Below are 20739 nucleotides of genomic sequence, written 5' to 3' on the forward strand. Positions count from 1 at the left end.
TCACCCCACCACAGAGACCGGGCTTAGGACCACGCCATGATCCTCGAAATCGCACAGATCGACATCAAAGCCGGCATGGAGGCTGATTTCGAGGCGAACATCGCCAAGGCATCCGAAATCTTCAAGGTCGCCAAGGGCTGCAAGAGCTTTGCCGTGCGCCGTTCCGTGGAGAAGCCCCAGCGCTATCGTCTGCTGATCGAGTGGGAGACGCTCGCCGACCATACCGAACTCTTTACTGGGTCGCAGGCGTGGAAGGATTATCGTGCGATGGTCTCTCCGTTCTTCGAAGGACCGCCCAGCGTCGAGCATACGGAGCTCACCCTCCAGGCGTTCTGACGCCCGGATTGCCGGATAAGCATTTCGATGCGGCTGTCGAGGAGCGCCCAGGGCTTCACGCGGCATCCAGCGAAAGACTCATCACCCAGTCTCGGCGCACCGTCGCAACATCGCCGAAAACGTCCTTGGCGTCGCTCCGAACGGCGTGCCGCGATGCTACCACTCTGCCGGGGCGCGGACCCATATCAGCGGAGCCTGAGTGCAATGGAAGAATGGCGGGCGAATCCAGTTGCATTACACTCCCCGGCCTTGCTCCTGGAAGGCGTACAAACCAACCTGTGCGGCAAGCAGCTGAAAACTAAGCAACTCGCCGTAGCTTTCGGTTAGAAATAAAAATTCCTTCGTGGATCACACCGCTGCCTTACGGCTTCAGCGAAGACGGTCCGATACAGTCTTGAGCGTAGTTTCGATGGACCATACGTGGCGGGTGAGGTCGCGGCGTGCGCAGGCACTGGCATGCAGGAAGTCCGGCAACAGCACCGACGAGCGGGAGCCACATTCGGCGACAGCCGAGAGAAGCAGGAAAGCAAGCGGCCCGAGTGTCAGGATCAGCTTGAGACCGACATAGGCTCGGCCGAAGACGCCACGCCGCCGTCGAGGAGAAGACTTTTCGGAGTGCGGCGGGTCGATGCGACGCAACGGCACGCTCCGCTCGGTTGGCTGACCAGAAGCTTCGTCGTCGGCCTGGGGAAAATGTGAGTGTCGGAACCGTTCGAGCTTGCTCGGAGCCATCTCTCTGGTCTCGACCGCAGATCTCGCCACAGTCGCCCGTCTTTCGTAAGGATTCGATGACCGGGTTTGGATGAAATGAATCCTTCCACACCCTGGCGCGCGATTCGGGCGAAGCCTTCGCCACGGTGACAGCCGACCGTGGACTGCTTACTGAGGGAAACCGTCCTCAATAGAGGCGGCTTTATCCGAAGCGTCCTTGCACAGGCGTCCATCGCCCATGATTCAGCGCCCCCTCCGCATCGGCACCCGCGGTAGCCCAATGGCTCTCGCACAGACGGGAATGGTCCGCGATAAGATCGTAGCGGCCAATCCGGGGCTGGAAACAGAGTTGGTGGTCGTCAACACGGTGGCCGACCGCATCCTCGACCGACCGCTCTCCGAGATCGGCGGCAAGGGACTGTTCACGAAGGAACTCGAACAGGCCCTTTTCGCCGACGTGGTCGATGTGGCCGTACATTCGATGAAGGATGTCGAGACTTGGTTGCCCGAAGGTCTGGTCATCGCCTGCATCCTGGAACGGGACGATCCGCGCGATGCCTTCCTCTCTGCGCAAGCGGAGGGTTTTGCCGGCCTTGCGCCGGGCGCCCGCGTCGGCACGTCCTCCCTGCGCCGAGCCGCTCAGGTCCTCATGCGCCGCCCGGACCTGCGCATCGTCCCCATGCGCGGCAACGCCAATACCCGGATGCGCAAGCTTCAGGAGGGCACCTGCGAGGCGACTCTCCTGGCCCTTTGCGGCCTCGAACGCCTTGGTATGGCCGACATGGCACGGAGCGTCCTGGCCTTGGACGAAATGCTACCCGCCGTGGCGCAGGGCGCACTCGGCATCGAATGCCGGGAGGCGGATTCCACCGTTCGTGCGTTGCTCGCTCCCCTGCGATCCGCCACGGCCACGTCCGAACTCGACGCCGAGCGCGGGCTCCTGGCGGAACTCGATGGATCGTGCCGCACCCCCATCGCGGCCCTGGCACGGATCGACGGCGACGTGCTGACCCTCGACGGTCTGTTGTTCCTGCCGGACGGCAGCGCCCATTGGGCGGTCCGCCGTGTGGGCGCGGTATCGGACGCCGCTCGGATCGGACAGGATGCCGGAGCCGAACTGAAACGCGCAGCCGGCGATACCTACGCCAAACATCTGCAATAGGCGGGCTCTCGCTCCAACGGCATCAGCCTCGATCCGGGTTAGGCGCGGCAACTTCGCGCGTTGCGGATAGGAGAGGAACGGTTAATCGCTGATCCGCTACGGTAAGTGTACAGTCTTATACTCTTTGCGGCTTGGGGATACAGATGGATGAGGTCTGCGCCCACCCGTCGTCCCGCTCACCGGTGCTGCTCCATCTCGACGGGGATCCCCCAGGGCGGGAAGACATCACGGTCGAGCGCCGCGATGACGCACACCTGATCGCGGCCCTCCAGGCCCGTATCGAGGACCAGGCCCGCTTCATCGACGCGCAGGCCCTGTCCCTTGCCCACAGCCGTAAGATCTTCGAACGCGCCTCGGCCGTGGCCAGGATCGGTGTGTGGGAATGCCGCCTCGACGATGAGACACTGACCTGGACCGATGCCGTCTACCGGATGTTCGACCTGCCGGTGGGCTCCGCGGTGGACCGCGAAACGACCCTGGGCTGCTACAGCCCGGAGTCACGCATCCGCCTCGACACACTTCGGAGCGAGGCCATCGCCGAGCGTGGCGGCTTTACCCAGGACGCCGAGATCGTAACGGCTTTGGGCAACCGACGCTGGATCCGCCTAACCGCTACGGTGGAATGCGAGGGAGGAATACCGGTCCGCATCTTCGGCATGAAGCAAGACATCACCGAGGAGAAGATTCTCGCCGACCGGACACGCTATCTCGCGGAGTTCGATACCCTGACGGGCCTGCCCAACCGCACAAGCTTCTACGGCCGCCTCACCCGGATGGACCGACTGGGAGCCCTGCTGCTCCTCGACCTCGACGGCTTCAAACAGGTCAACGATCTTCATGGCCACATGGCCGGCGATGCCTGTCTCGCCGAGGTGGGGCGCCGCCTCAAAGAGACGTGCCGTCACACGGAATTCGTCGCACGCATCGGGGGTGACGAGTTCGGGGTCGCCGTCGGCGCCACCATCGGCACACAGGGCCTCGCGACCCTGGCGAAACGGATCATCGCCGCCATTGCGCCGCCCATCGCCTGGGGGCAGGGGACCTTCACGATCGGCGTCTCCATCGGCATCGCCACGATGGTGAGCCACAGTCCGGAGGACCTCTTCGCAGAGGCCGACATGGCCCTCTATGCGGCCAAGGCGGATGGGCGCGGGACATTCCGCCTAGCCCCTCCGGCGAAATGACGACGACCGTCTCACGCAGATGCGTGGTGCGATACCAGAGTGGGGGATAGGCCGCGCTCCGCCGCCATCATCCGGGCAAGGGCGACGATCTCGCGGATCTGAAAAGGCTTGCGGACCGAGAGGCTTCCTCGAAGTGGCCTGCGATCGAAATAAGCATTCGTCGACGCATAGATGACCGGGCGGTCAGGACGAACCTCGCGGAAGGCGCGAGCCACCGTCCATCCATCGATCAATCCCGGGAGATTAATATCGGTCAGCAGCCAGTCGAAATCGGCACCACGCGTCCTGAGAAGCGTCAGAGCGTCTTCGCCACTGGACGCCGCCACGGCTGTGAGGCCGGCACGCTCGCACTGGATCGTCAACATATCCAGCAGGAGGAAATTGTCCTCGACGATCAGAACGTTCGGTGCGCCACTCATGCCGGCTGTCGACCCTTTCATACATCAACAAATAACTGCATTAATGGTTAAGCTTCCATCAATGATCGCGTCGATTCGGAGATCGTCGGCGACATGGACGGTGGGTCGTTCAAATACCCTTCGACGATGCGTGAGGCAGCGGTGGAGCACACGTCCGGCAAGGGGAGAGGGACGGTCTGCGACGAGGCGACGCTCGCCGAACTCGAGGTCCTTCTCGGGCACGACCATCTGAAACGGCTTCTTTCCCTGCTCGTCGTCGAGATCCGCGTCCGCTTTCCCGCCGGGAACGACGATCGGGCCACTATCGCGCAGGATGCCCATGCTCTGTTGGCATCGAGCGGGTCTCTCGGTTTTCTCGACCTTTCGCGGTGCTGTTCGGTCATCGAACAGGCCTGCCTGAAAGGCGACGACATCGCCATCCCGCTGCAGGAAGGGCGGATCGCTGCCGACCGCGCGCTGACCGCCCTCGCCGTCTTGGGCGCGCGCGAGTGATGGCAATCGTGCTCCTTGAGAAGCTCATGGCGCGGACCCGTTGCGCCGAAGGCACACTCGCCAAGAGTGCGGAGCGCGCGGCTTATCCGTCGCGTGACTGCCGCATTTGAGGTGCGACACGGATCGTTGCGCAGGTCACGAGGCCATTCTGGGAAATCGAGGTGCCGAGCGTCACATACGGCGACTGGAATTCGGCCTTTGAAACACCCCGTCAAGGTTGACGGAACCTTCGCTTAACCCGCTCGACCTACACAGGTCGCACTACCGAACGGCCCCGTGGGGACGTCCCGGAACCGGACGCCCCGCCCGAGGAGAGCAAGACCATGTCCATGACCGCGCGCTTTCGCGTGTTTCCGCTCGCGGCAGTCCTTTGCGCCGCGCTCAGTGTCGCTGCCTGCACCAACGACAAGGATCTCGCCGACGCCTCGGGTTTTGCAGGCGGCGCCAATACGCCGGGCAGCGCACAGGACTTCGTCGTCAATATCGGTGACCGCGTCTTCTTCGAATCGGATTCGACCGACTTGACGCCGACTGCCACCGCCACCCTCGACAAACAGGCTCAGTGGCTGCAGCGCTACCCTCGCTACACCTTCCTTGTCGAAGGCCATGCCGACGAGCGCGGCACCCGCGAGTACAACTTCTCGCTCGGCGAGCGCCGGGCACAATCCGTCAAGGACTACCTGTCCTCGCGTGGACTTGCCGCTGGAAGGATGCGGACGGTTTCCTACGGCAAGGAGCGCCCGGTCGCCGTGTGCAACGACATCTCCTGCTGGTCTCAGAACCGCCGCGCCGTGACCGTCCTCGACCGAGGCGCCGGCTCCTGAAGACGACAGGTAACCTTTGCAGTCGTGGCCCTATTTTTGCCGCGTCCCGGCACATCTGCTATCGGCGGGGTGCTGCCGATGCATCCCCGTCCGATCCGACCACTGGTGCCGTTTCCCATGCTCCGCCGCCTGCTTCTCACGGCCACGTCTCTCGCATTCCTCGCCCCCCTGACCGTCGTCGTTCCGGCGGCGGCTCAGGATGCGTCGGAGTTCGTCGTCCGCCTGAACCGCATCGAGAACCAGTCTCGACAGATGGCGGGTCAGATCGAGACGCTGCAATACGAGAATCGCCAGCTCAAAGAACAGCTTCGCAAGTTCCAAGAGGACGTCGAGTACCGGCTGCAGGAAGGCAAGAGTGGCGGTGGAAAGCCTGCCGCCCCTCCGTCCGGCACCAATCCCGGACAAGCCAAGCAGCAGAAGCGCAGCGATGTCTTCGACCCGGAGCAGAATCCGGGCCGTCCCGGCGGGCCGATGCAGCTCGGCACGACCATCCCCTCCGCCGCCATCGCCACCGCGCCTTCGCCACGGGGCCCGAGTGTGCCACCCACCGTGGTCGATGCCGATGACGAGGAGCCCGGCCTGTCTCCTCCCGGCCTGGGCGGTCCCGTCGACCTAACCCCTCCCTCACGCGTGCCCACGACCGGCGCGTTGCCGAGCCCGGCGCGCCCGATGACCAGCGTGGCTGCAACGACCACGGGTGACGCACGAGCAGATTATGAGACGGCCTACGGCTACATCGCCGGACGGCATTACGAACAGGCGGAGATGAGCCTGCGCCAGTTCATTCAGTCGCATCCGCGCGACGCGCAGGTGCCGTCAGCGACCTACTGGCTCGGTGAGAGCTACCTCCAGCGAAACCGCAACCGCGAGGCGGCCGAGCAGTTCCTGAAGGTCTCCACGGATTACGCCCGCTCGCCCCAGGCCCCGGACGCGATGCTGAAGCTCGGCATCTCGCTGAATGCCCTCGGCGCTCGCGAACAGGCCTGCGCGACCCTCGCGGAACTGGAACGCAAATTCCCTTCCGCCGCACAGGGTGTCCGCCAGGGCGTGGTCCGCGAGCAGAAACGCGCGCGCTGCGCCGCTTGAACGCCGCGCCATCGGGCGACGGAATCGACGCGACGCTGGCCGCGGCGCTGAAGCCCTACCTTGATTCCTGCCGCCTGCTCATCGCCGTCTCCGGCGGACCGGATTCCACCGCCTTGATGCATGCAGCCGCCCGGCTCGGTTCGGCGCATCCGATCCAGGTGGCAACGGTGGATCATCGTCTACGCGCCGAGGGACACGCCGAGGCCCTGAGCGTCGGGCTCGCCGCGAAATCGTTCGGTCTAAGTCACCACATCCTGACCTGGGACGGCGACAAGCCGAGCCGTGGTATTCAAGCCGCTGCCCGTCACGCGCGCTACACCCTCCTCGCAGAATGCGCGCGCAGGATCGGTGCCGATACCATTCTCACCGGTCATACCGCCGACGATCAGGCGGAGACCGTGCTGATGCGGCTCCTCGCCGGAAGCGGTCCGGGGGGGCTCGCCGGGATGCGGCGCGAACGCGACCTCGCGCCGGGAACGCGCCTAGCGAGGCCCTTCCTCGATATCCCGAAGGCGGACCTCGTCGCCTACTGCGCTGCCCATGGGCTGGTTTCCGCGCGCGATCCCTCGAATGTGGATGAGCGCTTCGCGCGCGCGCGCCTGCGCCGCCTTATGCCCGATCTCGCGGCGGAAGGCCTCAGCCCCGAACGGCTCCGCCGCCTCGCCGCCCGCATGGCTCGCGACGAAGACGCTTTACGCGACGCCGCCAGCGCCGCCTTCGACGCACTCCGCATCACCGCAGATGCCGTCGTATTGGATGCCCCTCCGCTGGCCGCTTTGCCGGACGCGATCCTCATCCGCGTTGTCGGACTCGCATTGCACGAGGCTGGCGGGGGAGGGGATATTCGCCTCGAACGCCTGGAACGTCTCGTCGTCGACGGTCTCCGGCCGGCGCTCGTTGCAGGGACCGCCATGCGGAGAACCCTTCGCGGCATCCTCGTCGATCTGAACGCGGAGGGCGTCCTCTCCTTACGCACAGCCCCGCCCCGGCGGTCTCCATCTTAGGGGCGCGCTCACCTTTCCCCTGACTGGCTTGCCGCAGGCTGGCCCGATTTACTTGGCAAGGGGGGCGGCACTGCCTACATTGCCGACATGCCTCCGCGTGATCCGTCCACCAAACGCGGGACCGGACGCCCCCAGGGATTGATCGATGAACCCGAACTTCCGCAACTTTGCCTTGTGGGTCGTCATCTTCCTGCTCGTGCTGGCGCTCGTCACCTTGTTCCAGAATCCGGGACATCGCGGCGGCGGCAGCGAGATCGCCTATAGCCAGCTTCTGAACGATGCCGATTCCGGCAAGATCCAGACGGTGGTGATCTCCGGGCAGGACGTGAGCGGTACCTATGTTGGCGGTGGCAATTTCACCTCCTACGCGCCCAACGATCCGAACCTGGTGTCCAAGCTTCAGAGCAAGGGCGTGCAGATCACCGCGCGTCCCCCCTCGGACAACACGCCCTGGTTTATTCAGCTGCTCGTGAGCTGGCTGCCCATCCTGGTCTTCATCGGCGCCTGGATCTTCCTGAGTCGCCAGATGCAGTCGGGTGCCGGGCGCGCCATGGGCTTTGGTAAGTCGAAGGCCAAGCTTCTTACCGAGGCGTCGGGCCGTGTGAGCTTCGACGACGTCGCCGGCGTCGAGGAAGCCAAGGAAGACCTGCAGGAGATCGTGGAGTTCCTGCGCGATCCCCAAAAGTTCCAGCGTCTCGGCGGCCGCATTCCGCGCGGTGTTCTCCTCGTAGGCCCTCCCGGTACGGGTAAGACCCTCATTGCCCGTGCGGTGGCGGGCGAAGCCAACGTGCCGTTCTTCACGATCTCGGGCTCCGACTTCGTCGAGATGTTCGTCGGCGTCGGCGCGTCGCGTGTCCGCGACATGTTCGAGCAGGCGAAGAAGAACGCACCCTGCATCATCTTCATCGATGAGATCGACGCGGTCGGTCGCCATCGCGGTGCGGGCCTGGGCGGTGGCAACGATGAACGCGAGCAGACCCTGAACCAGCTCCTTGTGGAAATGGATGGGTTTGAGGCTAACGAGGGCGTGATCATCATCGCGGCCACGAACCGTCCTGACGTGCTCGACCCCGCCCTGCTGCGTCCGGGTCGGTTCGATCGTCAGATCATGGTGCCAAATCCCGACGTCGTCGGCCGTGAGCGCATCCTGCGTGTCCACGTCCGCAAGGTGCCCTTGGCACCGGATGTCGACCTCAAGGTCATCGCGCGCGGCACCCCGGGCTTCTCCGGCGCCGACCTAATGAACCTCGTCAACGAATCCGCTCTCCTCGCGGCTCGTCGTGGCAAGCGAATCGTCACGATGCACGAGTTCGAAGACGCCAAGGACAAGGTGATGATGGGCGCCGAGCGGCGCACTCTGGTCATGACCGAGGATGAGAAGCGGCTCACTGCCTATCACGAGGGCGGCCATGCCATCGTCGCCTTCAACGTGCCGGCCACCGATCCCGTCCACAAGGCGACGATCATTCCGCGCGGCCGGGCGCTCGGCATGGTCATGCAGTTGCCGGAACGCGACAAGCTGTCCATGAGCTTCGAGCAGATGACCTCCCGTCTTGCCATCATGATGGGCGGCCGCATCGCCGAGGAGATGACCTTTGGTGCAGACAAGGTGACTTCGGGCGCCCAGTCGGACATCGAGCAGGCGACCCGTCTCGCTCGCATGATGGTGACCCGGTGGGGCTTCTCTCCTGAGCTCGGTACCGTGGCCTACGGCGAGAACAACGACGAGGTCTTCCTCGGCATGTCCATGGGCCGTCAGCAGACGGTTTCCGAAGCCACCGCCCAGAAGATCGACGCCGAGGTCCGCCGTCTCGTCGAGACCGGCCTTGAGGAAGCGCGTCGCATCCTCGGAGAGCATAAGGACGATCTCGAAGCGCTCGCCCAGGGGCTCCTTGAGTACGAGACCCTTTCGGGGGACGAAATCAAGAACTTGATCGCAGGAAAGCCGCCGATCCGCGATGCGGGCGATGGACCGGCGCCTATTCGCGGTTCTTCCGTCCCCTCCGCTGGTCGTGGCCGTCCGCGGGACAGCGAGGGTGGGCTGGAGCCCCAACCGCAGGCGTGACGCCCACGTGATCACTCTACGAAGATAACAAAGCGGCGAGGGCGACCTCGCCGCTTTTCTTTTGGTTGCCAAAGCCCAATCCGGACGGCATCGCGGATCGACACTATGGCGAGGTACGGGTCGACCGTGTCCATCGTCGCGATAAGGCGCCACTATCGATGTACGAAGCGGCACAGGACGCGATCGGTGAACTGACTGATCCGGAACACCGTCTCGTGGAGGCCGGCCGTGCAGGCGACATCCTGAGGCTCGCCCCCGAGGAGGCCATCCGCGCCAGCGTGATCCGGGCTCTCGTCTGCGCCGAGAGAACGGACTGGCCCGTGGCTCCCGAGGGCGTGCGGCTCGTCGGCGGCCGTGTCGTGGGCCTCCTTGCATGTGCCGACCGCTACCTTGTCAGACCGCTCTGGATCGACGATGCGGAGATCCCGGACGGCATCGACATCAGCAACAGCCATACGCGGACATTGTCTTTCGAGAAGAGCCGCATCGGTAACGGCTTGTCGGCTCAAGGCGTGACAATTGCCGGACCGCTCTTCATCTCTCATGCCACCTTCACTGGCACCTGCGATATCAGCGGAGCCTCGATCGCCAGCACATTCACGGCAGACGGAGCCGTGTTCGATCACCCCAATGGAGATGCGATCAACGCCCAGCGCAGTTCCATGGCTGGGTCTTTCCTCAATCATGCGACGGTGAAGGGAGGGTGCCGCTTCCTCGGTGCGACGATCCGAGGGCAATTCGTCGCCGTGGGTGCGGTCTTCGACAACCCCGCCGGCGATGCCATTGATGTGCAGGACATGACGGTAGCGGGGATCTTCCTCGATGGCGCCACCATCATGGGCACCTGCCACCTCGTCAGCGCTCACATTGCCGCGCAGTTTGCCGCCGAGGGGGCGACATTCCATCAACCGAACGGTACCGCCATCAATGCCCAGGGCAGCCGTATCGGCAGCGTCATCCTGCGCGGCGGTGTCGGACCTGACAACGTCCCCATTCCCAGCACGATCAACGGCGGCCTCAATTTCAGCCGCGCAACCGTAGAGCATCATTTCGAGATCAGCGGAGGCACTCTGACGGGTGGCCCGTCCGGTGCGCTCGATGGGCGCGGCATCGAGACGAAGGGACGATTCATCATAGGGCGCGACGCCTATGTCACCGGTGCGATCCTGCTCTCGGGGGGCGAGATTCGCGGCTCCCTCGATCTCTCCGGCAGCCACATCCTGTCAAGCGCGATTGCCCAGGACACTTACGGCGAAGCTGCGCATGGGGTGGCGAGCTTTGAAGACGATCCCTTGCGCTTCGTTGCCCTCGATCTCAGCGAATCCAATATTTCGCACCTGATCATGCCTGATGCCACAGACATGCGGTATCCGGCATGCGGACGCCCGCGCGGAATCGTCGATCTTTCCCGGCTGAAGGTGGGCACCTATGTGGATTTTGCCTCCGCCTGGCCAGTTCCTGTGCCTCTGCACCGTAGTCTCGGTCCTGACAGGTTTCGCGATGCGAAGGATCGCGACGCCGATCACCTCATCCTCGACGGGTTCGAATACCAGCATCTAGACAATCCAGACGGCGACGCAGTGCCCTCGCTGCCGACGCATACGGCGAGGCAGCGCTGGCTCCGCGGGCAATCCCGCGACGATCTCGTCACCCGGCTTCGCCCGCAACCTTGGCGCCATCTCGCCAAGGTGCTGGCCAGCCAGGGTTACGAGGAGGATGCTCACCGCATCGCAATCGCCCGCCGCGTGGCCGAGCGGCACGCGCGTGAAACCGGGTGGTTCCTGCGCTGCATCAACTGGCTGCTGCACGTCCTGGCCGATTATGGGTTCAATCCATGGAAGGCCGTGGGCTGGTCGGTTGTGGTCATCGTGGTCTGGGCCGCCGTCTATACCGGCGCTGCCTTCGAATCCTGCAAAGCGGGGCCACGTCTCTGCCAGGACGGTGAGATTTTCGTCCGAACGGCGGCGGCCGATTTCGTGCCGGGCGTCACGAGCAGCGACGAGGCGAGGGATAAGCTCGTCAACCTCTACCCGGCCTTTGATCCGCTGGCCTATTCGTTCGATACCTTCATGCCGCTCTTCGATGCCGGCACGGACCGGTTTTGGCGGGTGAACACGGCGACCTGGCGAGGGGTGGCGCTGTATTATTTCAGCATCGCAGAGCAGATCGAGGGCGCCGTCCTCGTTTCCCTGATCATTACCGGCTTCACCGGCCTCCTCACCCGCGACGAAGCTTGACCGCACTGGGACGCAGCACCATTCGTTTGCCATGCTTCGATACCATTCAGCGAAACGAAACCGGCTATGACGGGCCGTGACGATCAGGATTGAAGAACGTGCGTAAGTATTTCGGCACAGACGGCATCCGGGGCCGCGCCAATGGGGTGATCACCCCTGAACTCGCCCTCAAGGTAGGGCAGGCGGCGGGATTGGTGTTCCAGCGGGGCGATCACCGCCACAGGGTCGTGATCGGCAAGGACACCCGCTTATCTGGCTACATGATCGAGACGGCCCTCGTCGCGGGGTTCACATCGGTGGGCATGGACGTGATGCTGCTCGGCCCCATGCCGACGCCGGCCGTGGCCATGCTCACCCCCTCCATGCGCGCCGATCTCGGGGTCATGATCTCCGCCTCGCACAATCCGTTCGAGGACAATGGCATCAAGCTGTTCGGCCCGGACGGATTCAAACTGAACGACGATGTCGAGCGCGCCATCGAAGCCTTGATCGACGGGGAACTGCACAAGAAGCTTGCCGGCCCGCGCGATCTCGGCCGCGCCAAGCGGATCGAGAGCGCGCACGCCCGCTACATCGAATTCGCCAAGCGCACGCTGCCCCGCAACGTCACCCTCGACGGCCTGCGGGTGGTGGTCGATTGCGCGAACGGCGCAGCTTACCGCGTCGCGCCGGAAACTCTGTGGGAACTCGGCGCAGAAGTGATCGCCATCGGTGTCGACCCCGACGGCTTCAACATCAACCACGATGTCGGCTCGACGGCACCTGCGGCCCTTGCCGCCAAGGTGCGGGAGTTGCGGGCGGATATCGGCATTGCCCTCGACGGCGACGCGGACCGTGTTCTCATCGTCGATGAGAAGGGCCAGTCGGTGGATGGCGACCAGTTGATGGCCGTCGTGGCGCGCTCCTGGAAGGACGACGACCGGCTGACCCAGCCCGGCATCGTCGCAACGATCATGTCCAATCTCGGCCTCGAGAGGTTCCTCGGCGGGATCGGCCTCGGCCTCGCTCGCACGGCGGTCGGTGATCGCTACGTCCTCGAGCACATGCGTGAACACGGTTACAATCTCGGCGGTGAGCAATCGGGGCACATCATCATGTCGGATTACGCCACCACCGGGGACGGTCTCGTGGCGGCACTCCAGCTTCTGAGCGTGGTCAAGCGCCAGGAGCGGCCAGTGAGCGAAGTCTGCCATTGCTTCGACCCGCTGCCGCAAATCCTCAAGAACGTGCGCTACCGCTCCGGCACGCCGCTTCAGCAGGATGCGGTCGTCACAGCCATCGCCCATGGCCGCGAGCGTCTCGGTGAGACCGGCCGCGTCGTCATCAGGCCCTCAGGCACGGAGCCGGTCATTCGTGTGATGGCAGAGGGCGATGACCGTAGCCTCGTCACGGAAGTGGTGGACGATATCGTCGATGCCGTCGCCAAGGCCGCGGCCTAATCACGCAACGCCTCCGGCGCGAGGTAGCACCATGCCGTGAGGAGAGCTCTTCTGAGCATCTCCTCATCCGCCCCATCCAGGGACAGGTTGGTCCAGCCACGCCGCCCCCATGCGCCGGGAACGGGGTCGAACAGGTCCGGCTCCGCCTCGACCAAGAGCGTCTGATGCTCGGCCGGAAATTTGAGAACAACGCGTTCATCGTCGATCCAGAGGGTGGCGAAGATCCGCCCGCCGATGCGAAAATCCGGATGGCCCATATGGGCGCCTTCCTCCACCCCGGGCAGCATTAGCGCCAGGGCGCGCACGTCTTCAGGACGCATTGATTTCTCCGCCTCATTACTCGCGACAACCAGCGAAACGCAGCGCGAATGCAAGTCCTGCGACGCGTCGATATCCTCTGCAAGTTGCAGTAGGGCTTTGGACTCTAACGGTTCGGAAAGGCTAACGTTTAACGTTAAGCACGATTTAACTCATCCGACGGATGATGGGGTCGTCATCCAGGCTGGTGCTCCCACACTTCAGCCGAACGATCGAGTTGAAGGATCCATTATGCGCCGTTCCAAGCTTTCTGCCTTGGCGCGCTCGATCACGCTCCTTGCGAGCGTGGGAGCGCCATGCTTCGCGCAGGCCGCCGACTTGCTTCCCACTTTACCGCCCGAGCCGCTGCCCCCGCCGATCGAGATCGGCGGGGCGTGGTATCTGCGCGGCGACGCCGGTGCCGGTATTCTGGGCGAAGGGCACACCGTCGCGAAGGACGTCACCATCCCTCCGATCCCGTACAAGTACAATGTCCTCAAGGATTATCTGGGCAACCAGGCGTTCGTGGGCGCGGGTATCGGCTATCAGGCCAATTCCTGGCTTCGTTTCGATTTCACCGGCGAGTACCGCTCGGAAGCGAAATGGATTTTCTATGCGGCCGAGACGCCGAGCGGCGGCATCAATCGCACGTCCGGGAAGTTCTCCTCAGTAGTCGGCATGGCCAACGGCTACGTCGATCTCGGCACATATTACGGCGTCACCCCGTTCGTGGGCGCAGGTGTCGGCTTTGCCCACCACATGTTCGGCGGCGTGACCGACAACGGCCAAGGCCTTTATCAGGGCGGCTTTGGCTCGGGTCCGGAGAAGCAGAAGCTCAGTTTCGCTTGGGCGGCCCATGCCGGTCTCGGCTATTCGATTACGCCGAACCTCAAGCTCGAGCTGGCCTATCGCTATCTCAACATGGGTTCAGCGCAGACCGGCACGATCACCTGCGACGCGCCGCCCTTCTGCAAAACGGATTACCACCTGAAGGACATCGCCTCGCATGATGTGAAGGTCGGCATGCGCTGGATCCTCGGCGGCGCCGTTGCTCCGGCGGTCGAGTATCAGCCGATGCCGGAACCGATCGTCCGTAAATACTGAATTTATCAATGACACCACGAAAACGGCGCGGATCGGTATCCGCGCCGTTTTCGTTCATGCGCGCACGACCGCCGGGTTAACGCCGCCGCGATTTGTCTTTTCCAGCTGACGCGCCGTTAGGGTTAAGGCGATCATAACCTTTTAAATTCATCATCTTGGTCAGTCGACCCCCTCGCCGGCATGCACCCGTAACCTGCGCTTTCCGGCCGATGCCTCCGTGAGGACCATGATGACTCCGCCCCGCCCATACCGCACCGCAGCCCTCGCTGCGATCCTCGCTGGACTGGCGATCGGCACTGCCGCGCCGACTCTCGCCGCGGACCTCCTGCCGCCGCCGCCACCTCCGCCGGCTCCCGCCCCGGTCCAGATCGGCAGCGGTTGGTACCTGCGCGCAGATTTCACCGAGAGCTATTTCGATCACCCCAAGGACGCGACGCTGGTCGAACCGGGCACGCCGCCCCTGGTGCGGCTGCGCCTGAGCCATCAGCCCGGCTATGGCGGCGGCATCGGCTACCGCTTCAACAACTGGCTGCGCATGGACGCAACCATCGACCAGCGCCTGCCCAGCCGCTTCAGCACCTACTCGTCGGGTTCGAACTTCGCGAACGGGTACAACGTCGAAGCCGGCAAGCTCGACGTGCTGACGGCCCTCGTGAACGTCTATGCGGACCTCGGCACGTGGTGGGGACTCACTCCTTACATCGGCGGCGGTATCGGTATCGCGCAGAAAGACTTCCGCAACGCCTATACCCAGACGACCTGCACCGTTCCCGTGCTCTGTGACGGAAGCCCGGTGGTTGGCCCTCGCCCCGCTGCCGCACGTCGCAACGGTTCGGTCACGTCGCTGGCTTGGGCATTGACCGGAGGCGTTTCCTACGAGATCGGCGCGGGCTTCGCGATCGATGCGAACTACCGTTACGTCAATCTCGGCCGCGCCAAGACGGGCCTTGACGATTTCGGCTTCGGGACCCGCCTCAAGGACATCTCGGCCAACGAGGTTCGCGTCGGCCTGCGCTACAGTTTCGCCGGCGGTGCCGCCGCCTTCGGGGGCGGCGGTTACGGTGGCAGCAATCCCTACGAGTAGGGCAGGGCGCGGCGCGCCGGGACCTTCGGGCGCCTTATACATACACGCCTAAAGCCCGCCCGGCCCGCGCCGTGCGGGCTTTCTCGTCATACGACCACGAGAATAAACTTCGCCGTTATCCATTAAAGCTGAATGCAACGGACCATTAAGGTTACTGTAATAGAAAGGACGCAAGGTTCAGGAAGAACAGTCGGGCTGCAGCCCTGAGGACGACCTCAATGCGTACCGTCACCCTTGCACTCCTGACCTGCATCACTCTCGGCTGGCTTCCGGCCGCCCATGCCGCCGATCTCGACTATGGCGTGCTACGTGGTCCAGACTACGAGCCGACCTCGGCCGAAATCGATTGGAACGGTGGATATTTCGGCGGGCATGCCGGCTACACGACCACGTCACTCAATTTCGGACCGTCCGGACAATCGGATCTCGCGCAGATCCTTCGGAGCACTGCAATCGAGAGCGAGTATCGCATCTCGGGCAGCAATACCCTGAAGCCTGCTCGCCCCCACGATGTCGGGATTGGAGGGTTTGCCGGCTATAACTACCAATTCGACGAGGCCGTCATTGGACTGGAGGTCGATTATTCCAGCGTCAATCAAAAGGGACGATCAGAGGACAGCCTCACCCGGCGCGTGATGCTCAGCAATGGAACCTATGATATTTACAGGATCTCCACCGCCGCGCATGCCAGCCTTCAGGATTATGCGACGATACGCATGCGAGCAGGTTACCCGGTGGGGGCATTTCTACCCTTCGTGACTGCCGGGTTGGCGATAGGTCGGGCCGTGGTCGGCAATGACGTGAGCGTCGATCTCAGGGAATATTCGGACATCAACCGGACGAATCTCGTCGGCGGCCTGAGCGAAAGCGGTGGCACCACCAAAGAGAAATACAGCCTCGGATATGCGCTCGGGATCGGCGGGGATTACCTCCTTACACAAAACATCTTCGTGCGTGGTGAATACCAATACCTCCAGTTCGCCAAATTTGGAGACGTAAAGGTGAACGTCAATACGGTTCGTGGCGCGGTTGGCATAAAGTTCTAAGCAGTCTCCGGTCGCGAGGATTACCCGAGACACTCGCATGGCGACCCGGCTCAAAGCTCTAAGAGGTTACGCGGTGGTCAGGTACATTTTCGCTACCGGCATGGCGGCCATCGCGCTTACCTCGGGTTCGCATGCCGAGGCAGGCGGGCGACGGAACTGCTCACATGTCGGATACGATCACCCCCAGCATGCTCATCGCCATCGCGCCGTACTATCGTCTCGGATACCACATCGCGACGGTTGTTACCGGCCGGCCCCGCGCGCCATGAGAACCATGTACGCTCCGCCGGTCGTCCTTAGTCTCGTTCCCACACACAACCCCAACGCACCAGTCTACAACGAACCTCCACCGCGCTTTTCCCACGACTGACCGGCGTCAGCTTTCCAGTTCGCTGTCCCAGTAAAGGTAGTCCAGCCAGGTGTGGTGGTATTCGCGGTGATCGAATTCCGGCTGGCGACGATGGAGTTCATGCCGCGTCGGCCGGTGAGGCTCGTGCAGGAGCGGCATCTCCGCTTCCGCCGGAGTACGATTCGCCTTGCGCAGGTTGCAGGGTGAGCAGGCGGCGACGACATTCTCCCAGCTCGACAAGCCGCCCCGCGAACGCGGAATGACATGGTCGAAGGTCAACCCGCCCGAGGGCATCCGAAGTCCGCAATACTGACAGGAGAAGGTATCGCGCAGGTAGATGTTGTAGCGCGTGAAGGCCGGACTGCGCGCCAGGGTCACGTAGTTCTTGAGGGCGACGACGCTCGGGACCCGCAGGGCGCGGCTCGGCGAGCGGGCCTCGATATCGTAGCTAGCCACAAGCGTGACCCTGTCGAGGAACAGGGCGGTGAAAGCGTCCTTCCAGGACCATAAGGACAGCGGATTATACGAAAGCGGCCGGTAATCCGCGTTGAGGACGAGCGTTTGGAGATCCAGCATGGCGCTACTCTCTTGACGGATCGACGAAGGGACGACGCAACGCGTTACGGCGCGGCATCGTCCCCGGATGATGAAAGATCGGTGGTCCCGGCAGTTCGGTCTTCGACTTTGGCATCCGACGAACAAATCTCGGTCGCCGGACCGGCACAGGATGCGAAGAGAACAGATGATCGGGGAGGGTGGACCGGCCTGGGCTTAGCCAAAAGCGGTCGCATCGGGCGGGAACGCCCGGTTCGTGGCGAGGCACATCAACATGGACGGCCAACGCCACCTCCTCGCGTCGATACGAAAAGGCTCTGTCCATTGCACGGTAGTCTAATATCAGCATGACACGCTTGTGAAGGTTGCCCGGTCGATCCCCGACGTCGCGGCCCACAATCTTTCGGGCCGCCTCAGCGAATGATGTGTCTGCGGCACCCTTTCGCCCCATTGATCGGCCATCCGACGATCCGACTTTTGACCCGCGGCCGCTCTCGGCGTGTGAGGTGCCTTCGCTGGCGCTCCCGTGATGACCACGGCTCTTGCCGGAGACGGGGCCTGCAAGTGCCTGCCCCACGCGCCGGGGTCCGCCTGCCGACGCCAGAGGGGCGGGCGTTCTGAGCCGATGAAAGGAACGACATGGAACTGGGATTCATGAAGGGCAGAATGCGACATGCAGCGCTCCTTGCCGCGTGGATGGGTGCTTCCCTACTGAATCCCCTTCCGGTTCTGGCCCAGGCGGCGCCCGCCGCCCCCGCGCAGACGGAGCCGGCAAAGCCGCCGCCCGCCGCCGTCCCACCCGCTGTTACAGCCCCCGCTCCGGCCGCGAAGCCGCCAGCACCGAAACAGGCGGTGTCGGAGGCGATCAAGAATGTCCGCGACCGGCTCGACGAAGCCAAGGCCAATCTCGACGAGCGCGAGAAGCTTCTTGCAGGCCGCAACGTCGATCCCGCCAACCTGCTGAAAGCACGCGACGGCCTCGACGCCATTGCAGACCGAATCCGTCAAATCATCGATGCCACCACCCCTCGCCTCGAAGCCGCCCGCGAGCGCCTAACGCAGCTCGGCCCGAAGCCGAAGGAAGGCGAGGAGGGCGAGGACGTCGCCAAGGAGCGGGTCGAGCGCGAACATGCGGTCGCTGAGATCGACGAGACACAACGGCTGGCGAAATCGCTCCTCGTGCAGAGCGACCAGATCATTGACCAGATCACCAACAAGCGTAGGGCGGCTTTCACTCGCGGCCTGTTCGAGCGCTCGTCGGCACTGGTGAATCCCGACCTTTGGATGCGTATCGCCGACGATGTCCCGCGCGACATACGGGCTCTCCAAGCCGCCGTCACCGATATCGCAGGCCTGTTCGGCCGCAACGGATCAATCTGGAATCTCCTCCTACTCGGGGTAGCTCTGGGCATCTCCGTGGCGCTGTATTTCGGACGCCGGAACATCGCCCCGCGCCTCGGGCGGCGCAGCCAGAGCGTGGTCGATCCGACTCAGCGCATGAAGCTGATGGCGGCCTGGCGCGTCTTCCTCCTCGGCACCGTGCCGGCGGTGGTGGGAAGCTACGCCGTCTATTACGCTCTCGATTCCACGGACCTGCTGCCGCAGCGACTCATGCCGGTGGCCGGCGCCATCCTCGGCGGCCTCGCCTTCATCGCCTTCGTCGAGGCCCTGTGCGATGCGCTGCTGTCGCCGGAAAAACCGTCCTGGCGTCCGGCTCCGCTCAGCGATTCGACGGCGTCGCGGCTGACGCGGCTCGCCGTCGGCATCGCCACGGTGATCACCGTGGTGAAGTCCATCGAGGCGCTCAATTCCGGCATCTACGCCGCCCTGTCGATCTCCATCGCCACCCGTGGCATCGGTGCCCTTGCCACCATCCTGATCCTCGCCATCGGCCTGCATCGCTTCGCCGACACGGCGGATAAGGAGGAGGCGTGTTTCGGTCCCTACGTTGCGCCGGAATCCACCACCACGATCGGCGGGCCGGCGCGCCTCCTCGGATGGGCGGCCGTCATCGTCATCGGCATCGCGCCCCTCGTTGGCTATGTCGCCTTCGCCGCCTTCCTCATCGACCAGTTGGTCTGGACGGCGTGCCTGATCGCGCTCCTCTACCTGCTCATCTCCAGCGCCGACACATTCATCGGCGGTACGCTCAAGGACGAGACACGCTTCGCCACAGCGCTTCAGGCCAATACTGGCCTGCGCAAACGCTCGATCAACCAGATCGCCGTTCTGTCGACGGGACTCGCCCGAGTGGTTCTAATCCTAGTGGCCGCCTTGCTGGCGCTGGCGCCGTGGGGTCTCGATTCCACCGACGTCTTCACCTCCGTGCGTAGCGCCTTCTTCGGCTTCAAGGTCGGAGACGTGACGATCTCGCTCTCCACCATCGCCTATGCGGTGGGACTTCTCGTCATCGGCGTCGTCATCACCCGCGCCGTCCAGCGCTGGCTTGAACAGACCTACCTGCCGGCCACCGACCTCGACGCCGGTCTGCGCAACTCCATCTCCACCATCACCGGCTATTGCGGATTCCTGATCGCCCTGGCGCTGGCCTTCTCCTATCTAGGCTTGAGCCTCGAAAAGCTGACCATCGTCGCCGGTGCGCTCTCCGTCGGTATCGGTTTCGGCCTTCAGTCCATCGTCAACAACTTCGTCTCGGGCCTGCTGCTGCTGTGGGAGCGCCCGATCCGCGTCGGCGATCAGGTGCTCATCGGCGACAGCGAGGGCATCGTGAAGCGCATCTCGGTGCGCTCCACCGAGATCCAGACCTTCGACCGTTCGGCGGTGATCGTGCCAAATTCGAACCTCATCTCGGGTATCGTGAAGAACCGGGTGCGAGGCGATCGCACCGGCCGCGTCACCATCACGGTCAACGTCCTACGCAACCAGGATCCGGTCCGTGCCGCCGAGATGCTGGTGGCCTGCGCCTCTGCCCATCCGGACGTGCTGAAGGAGCCGGCGCCGCGAGTGGTGTTCCGCAAGATCGGCGATCCCTTCCTCGAATTCGAACTGATCGCGATGATCGTCGATGTGAGCATGGGCCTGAAGGTCACGAGCGACCTGAACTTTTCCGTGTTTCAGGCCTTGTCCGGCGCAGGGTTCATCCCGGCCCTCGGTCCCGGATCGAGCGTCGTCACCGTCCAAGGCCTGGAGCCGGTCCAGACCGCGCTCGGGCAGATCGCCGGCGTGTTCGCGCAAAACCGGAGCCAGGATCGGCCGGCTCAAGCGGAGGAGGTCGATGACCGGCAGGTCAGCCCTTCAGCAAACGAGGAAGCCGAGCCGATGCGCTCGGCAACGCCCCGTGAACCGAACCGGCGGAGGAGCCCTGCGGAGGTGTCGTAGACCGAC

General features: G+C 63.9%; 18 protein-coding genes. 14 read left to right on the top strand and 4 right to left on the bottom strand.

All coding sequences use genetic code 11. The features are described 5' to 3' along the window. The first annotated feature begins 36 nt into the window (after positions 1-36). Complete coding sequence (locus ASF26_RS09625) at positions 37-336, top strand: antibiotic biosynthesis monooxygenase family protein (RefSeq protein ID WP_056252692.1); 300 nt, start codon at positions 37-39, stop codon at positions 334-336. Positions 337-705: 369 nt separating this feature from the next. Here ASF26_RS09625 and ASF26_RS21990 read toward each other — a convergent pair whose 3' ends face one another. Further along, complete coding sequence (locus ASF26_RS21990; protein ID WP_082477573.1) at positions 706-1068, bottom strand: hypothetical protein; 363 nt, start codon at positions 1066-1068, stop codon at positions 706-708. A gap of 217 nt (positions 1069-1285) precedes the next feature. Here ASF26_RS21990 and hemC point away from each other — a divergent pair, with 217 nt between their 5' ends. Beyond that, a complete protein-coding gene (gene hemC / locus ASF26_RS09630; protein WP_056252694.1) occupies positions 1286-2209 on the top strand; it encodes a hydroxymethylbilane synthase in 924 nt (307 codons plus the stop codon). Positions 2210-2352: 143 nt separating this feature from the next. Continuing rightward, the gene (locus ASF26_RS09635) at positions 2353-3393 is read left to right on the top strand and encodes a diguanylate cyclase (RefSeq protein WP_244475880.1); all 1041 of its coding nucleotides are present in this window, start codon (positions 2353-2355) and stop codon (positions 3391-3393) included. Positions 3394-3404: 11 nt separating this feature from the next. On the opposite strand, the gene ASF26_RS09640 is transcribed toward ASF26_RS09635, so the two are convergent. Next, positions 3405-3812, bottom strand: coding sequence for a response regulator (locus ASF26_RS09640; RefSeq protein ID WP_056252698.1), 408 nt, complete (start codon positions 3810-3812; stop codon positions 3405-3407). A 93-nt stretch (positions 3813-3905) separates the two neighbouring features. Here ASF26_RS09640 and ASF26_RS09645 point away from each other — a divergent pair, with 93 nt between their 5' ends. The 7 genes from ASF26_RS09645 (at position 3906) to glmM (ending at position 12959) form a co-directional block, all read left to right on the top strand. Beyond that, positions 3906-4304 carry an Hpt domain-containing protein gene (locus ASF26_RS09645; RefSeq protein WP_056252702.1) on the top strand — a complete coding sequence of 133 codons (399 nt, stop codon included), beginning with the start codon at positions 3906-3908 and terminating at the stop codon, positions 4302-4304. 323 nt (positions 4305-4627) lie between these two features. Then, the gene (gene pal / locus ASF26_RS09650; RefSeq protein WP_056252705.1) at positions 4628-5128 is read left to right on the top strand and encodes a peptidoglycan-associated lipoprotein Pal; all 501 of its coding nucleotides are present in this window, start codon (positions 4628-4630) and stop codon (positions 5126-5128) included. Between the two features lie 117 nt (positions 5129-5245). Continuing rightward, positions 5246-6214 carry a tol-pal system protein YbgF gene (ybgF, locus tag ASF26_RS09655; protein WP_056252708.1) on the top strand — a complete coding sequence of 323 codons (969 nt, stop codon included), beginning with the start codon at positions 5246-5248 and terminating at the stop codon, positions 6212-6214. Next, a complete protein-coding gene (tilS, locus tag ASF26_RS09660) occupies positions 6211-7218 on the top strand; it encodes a tRNA lysidine(34) synthetase TilS (RefSeq protein WP_056252712.1) in 1008 nt (335 codons plus the stop codon). Before ybgF ends, tilS begins: the two co-directional genes overlap by 4 nt. Before the next feature lie 145 nt (positions 7219-7363). Then, entirely contained in the window at positions 7364-9283 is a 1920-nt protein-coding gene (gene ftsH, locus ASF26_RS09665; protein WP_018043038.1) for an ATP-dependent zinc metalloprotease FtsH, read from the top strand. A gap of 158 nt (positions 9284-9441) precedes the next feature. Beyond that, the gene (locus tag ASF26_RS09670) at positions 9442-11520 is read left to right on the top strand and encodes a hypothetical protein (protein WP_056252716.1); all 2079 of its coding nucleotides are present in this window, start codon (positions 9442-9444) and stop codon (positions 11518-11520) included. A 98-nt stretch (positions 11521-11618) separates the two neighbouring features. Next, on the top strand, positions 11619-12959 hold the full coding sequence (gene glmM / locus ASF26_RS09675; protein ID WP_056253332.1) for a phosphoglucosamine mutase: 1341 nt from the start codon (positions 11619-11621) through the stop codon (positions 12957-12959). Here the strand turns inward: glmM and ASF26_RS09680 are convergent. Then, entirely contained in the window at positions 12956-13279 is a 324-nt protein-coding gene (locus ASF26_RS09680; protein WP_056252719.1) for an MmcQ/YjbR family DNA-binding protein, read from the bottom strand. The genes glmM and ASF26_RS09680 overlap by 4 nt on opposite strands. A 229-nt stretch (positions 13280-13508) precedes the next feature. On the opposite strand from ASF26_RS09680, the gene ASF26_RS09685 reads away from it, so the two are divergent. From ASF26_RS09685 to ASF26_RS09695, 3 genes are all read left to right on the top strand, one after another. Further along, positions 13509-14360 carry an outer membrane beta-barrel protein gene (locus tag ASF26_RS09685; RefSeq protein ID WP_056252723.1) on the top strand — a complete coding sequence of 284 codons (852 nt, stop codon included), beginning with the start codon at positions 13509-13511 and terminating at the stop codon, positions 14358-14360. A gap of 226 nt (positions 14361-14586) precedes the next feature. Continuing rightward, positions 14587-15444: an outer membrane beta-barrel protein gene (locus tag ASF26_RS09690; RefSeq protein WP_056252728.1), complete on the top strand. Its 858-nt coding sequence runs from the start codon at positions 14587-14589 to the stop codon at positions 15442-15444. 218 nt (positions 15445-15662) lie between these two features. Next, positions 15663-16490 carry an outer membrane beta-barrel protein gene (locus ASF26_RS09695; RefSeq protein ID WP_056252730.1) on the top strand — a complete coding sequence of 276 codons (828 nt, stop codon included), beginning with the start codon at positions 15663-15665 and terminating at the stop codon, positions 16488-16490. Between the two features lie 376 nt (positions 16491-16866). Here the strand turns inward: ASF26_RS09695 and ASF26_RS09700 are convergent, their stop codons facing one another. Continuing rightward, positions 16867-17415 carry an HNH endonuclease gene (locus ASF26_RS09700; protein ID WP_056252736.1) on the bottom strand — a complete coding sequence of 183 codons (549 nt, stop codon included), beginning with the start codon at positions 17413-17415 and terminating at the stop codon, positions 16867-16869. A gap of 645 nt (positions 17416-18060) precedes the next feature. Here ASF26_RS09700 and ASF26_RS09705 point away from each other — a divergent pair. Next, positions 18061-20733 (top strand): DUF3772 domain-containing protein, encoded by a 2673-nt coding sequence (locus ASF26_RS09705; RefSeq protein WP_244475881.1) that lies wholly within the window; start codon positions 18061-18063, stop codon positions 20731-20733. Positions 20734-20739 lie beyond the last annotated feature (6 nt).

It is taken from the genome of Methylobacterium sp. Leaf93 (assembly GCF_001422345.1).
In the GTDB taxonomy this organism is placed as follows: domain Bacteria; phylum Pseudomonadota; class Alphaproteobacteria; order Rhizobiales; family Beijerinckiaceae; genus Methylobacterium; species Methylobacterium bullatum.

Coding starts and splice junctions, on each gene's coding strand:
- ASF26_RS09680 (WP_056252719.1), bottom strand. CDS start 13,279: ATGCGTCCTGAAGACGTGCGCGCCCTGGCGCTAATGCTGCCCGGGGTG.
- ybgF (WP_056252708.1), top strand. CDS start 5,246: ATGCTCCGCCGCCTGCTTCTCACGGCCACGTCTCTCGCATTCCTCGCC.
- ftsH (WP_018043038.1), top strand. CDS start 7,364: ATGAACCCGAACTTCCGCAACTTTGCCTTGTGGGTCGTCATCTTCCTG.
- ASF26_RS09695 (WP_056252730.1), top strand. CDS start 15,663: ATGCGTACCGTCACCCTTGCACTCCTGACCTGCATCACTCTCGGCTGG.
- ASF26_RS09700 (WP_056252736.1), bottom strand. CDS start 17,415: ATGCTGGATCTCCAAACGCTCGTCCTCAACGCGGATTACCGGCCGCTT.
- hemC (WP_056252694.1), top strand. CDS start 1,286: ATGATTCAGCGCCCCCTCCGCATCGGCACCCGCGGTAGCCCAATGGCT.
- ASF26_RS09640 (WP_056252698.1), bottom strand. CDS start 3,812: ATGAGTGGCGCACCGAACGTTCTGATCGTCGAGGACAATTTCCTCCTG.
- ASF26_RS09635 (WP_244475880.1), top strand. CDS start 2,353: ATGGATGAGGTCTGCGCCCACCCGTCGTCCCGCTCACCGGTGCTGCTC.
- ASF26_RS09690 (WP_056252728.1), top strand. CDS start 14,587: ATGATGACTCCGCCCCGCCCATACCGCACCGCAGCCCTCGCTGCGATC.
- ASF26_RS09705 (WP_244475881.1), top strand. CDS start 18,061: ATGCGACATGCAGCGCTCCTTGCCGCGTGGATGGGTGCTTCCCTACTG.
- ASF26_RS21990 (WP_082477573.1), bottom strand. CDS start 1,068: ATGGCTCCGAGCAAGCTCGAACGGTTCCGACACTCACATTTTCCCCAG.
- ASF26_RS09685 (WP_056252723.1), top strand. CDS start 13,509: ATGCGCCGTTCCAAGCTTTCTGCCTTGGCGCGCTCGATCACGCTCCTT.
- ASF26_RS09645 (WP_056252702.1), top strand. CDS start 3,906: ATGGACGGTGGGTCGTTCAAATACCCTTCGACGATGCGTGAGGCAGCG.
- ASF26_RS09625 (WP_056252692.1), top strand. CDS start 37: ATGATCCTCGAAATCGCACAGATCGACATCAAAGCCGGCATGGAGGCT.
- pal (WP_056252705.1), top strand. CDS start 4,628: ATGTCCATGACCGCGCGCTTTCGCGTGTTTCCGCTCGCGGCAGTCCTT.
- ASF26_RS09670 (WP_056252716.1), top strand. CDS start 9,442: ATGTACGAAGCGGCACAGGACGCGATCGGTGAACTGACTGATCCGGAA.